Annotated in this window: 1 protein-coding gene; it reads right to left on the bottom strand. The window is 36.2% G+C overall.

All coding sequences use genetic code 11. From position 1 onward, the window contains the following. Window positions 1-712 precede the first annotated feature (712 nt). Window positions 713-1,303 carry a hypothetical protein gene (locus J6569_RS11110; protein WP_296318521.1) on the bottom strand — a complete coding sequence of 197 codons (591 nt, stop codon included), beginning with the start codon at window positions 1,301-1,303 and terminating at the stop codon, window positions 713-715. Window positions 1,304-1,571: the final 268 nt, after the last annotated feature.

Genomic DNA, 1,571 nt, shown 5'->3' with positions numbered 1-1,571 from the left:
AATAAGCTTGTTTTCCTATAGCGATAAAAGTATAACCATTAAAAAAATGGTTGGCTAGTTTTTTGGCGGACTTTTTTTATAAAGAAATGTAAAAATAAAAACGGTTCAGTTTTATTGATAGTTAAATTTTTAATTAAAATATGGTGTTATGTTTCTAAATATCCTTCGACAATAAGTCGTGAGATAAAAAGAAATTCAAACGTAAACAAGCCTATCAAGCGCATGAGGCGGTGACACTTGCTCGGAAAAGGCGAAAAAACAGCGGTAATGATAGGCCCATAGAGGCTCGGTATGACATCAAATTGAAAAATACCTAATACATTATTACAGCCAGAGCAGATTGCCGCATGTTTAAACAAACGTCAGCGACTATTTCATTCGTTGACGACGAACAGATAAAGAAAATGCAATATTTATTGAACTCACGCCCAAGAAAACGGCCTTCGAATAAAAGCCCTGCCTCCTTTTATTCTAAGGAGCTAAGACGAGTTGCACTTCATGATGTAATCTAGTTTTTTGTAAAATGATAAAATTACTGCGTTTTTTGTTATTTTATTATTTCACTGAAAGCGCTTTTACTTGCTGTGTAAAAGCGCTTAACGCTTGCTTCATAGCTTAGATTCACTTAAGCTGAGCGTTATTCTTTAACTGCTTTACTTTTGATTAATTCCAAGCTTAATATCTCTTTTATATAAAAAATAAGAAATTAGTATTAAGGATAAACGCAAATACCACCATTAGAGCTAGAAACCCAATTTGAGTTTAGGTTATTAACCTGGCCACTGCCCGATTCTACGAAGAAATCGCTATCGCTAGTCCAATAGTTACCACGCCTGGTAAAGCCTGCACTATTGTACATAGTCAAGGTTCCCCATTCCGTTACGAATCCTGCTCCTATACTGCGTAGTACATCATTACGGCGTGACTGTGGTGAAGCGCCGTCTATTCCATTTCTACAAGGAAAATTGTCGTATCGGGAGTCACCTACACCGCACTTCGCATTGGTCAGATCTTTTACTCTTGGCATACGATAACCTATCGCATTACACCATGCGGTTTGCTCAGATTGGTTACCCATTTTATCACCACGATGGACAAACCACTGCTTCAATATAAAACTATACTTCAATACCTCACCAGATCTATTTCTACCCACTAATTCAAATGTTTGCGGCAAATGTGGCTTACGAACTGGACTTGGATTATTGGAGTTTCTTTGAGCATGATTTGCTGATGGACCTGTTAAAATAACGCGTATAAATGTACTTTTTTTAAAAATAGTTCTTGTACTACAGGAAGGCATAAAACTTTCCAGAGTACTGCAAACCTCATAAAACCAAGACTCATTCCTTGGTATACTTGTCACTGTGGCAGTAATTCCTTCATGTGTATCAGAATCCCATATTAAATCATTTACATTTCCCTCTAAAACTAAATCAAAAAATAACCCATCAGCACCTGTGGTAGGAAAATTAAAAGCTGGATCGGCTACACTAAATCATACAACTTTTTTAAGGGGTAAGGTAAACTTATCACAACTAAAAAAGGAACAAATATGAATAAGATTAAAC

Source organism: Gilliamella sp. (assembly GCF_024104075.1).
Classification (GTDB): Bacteria; Pseudomonadota; Gammaproteobacteria; order Enterobacterales; family Orbaceae; genus Gilliamella; species Gilliamella bombi.
The sequence above is the reverse complement of the archived record's forward strand: the minus strand, read 5'-3'. Positions and strand labels throughout refer to the sequence as shown.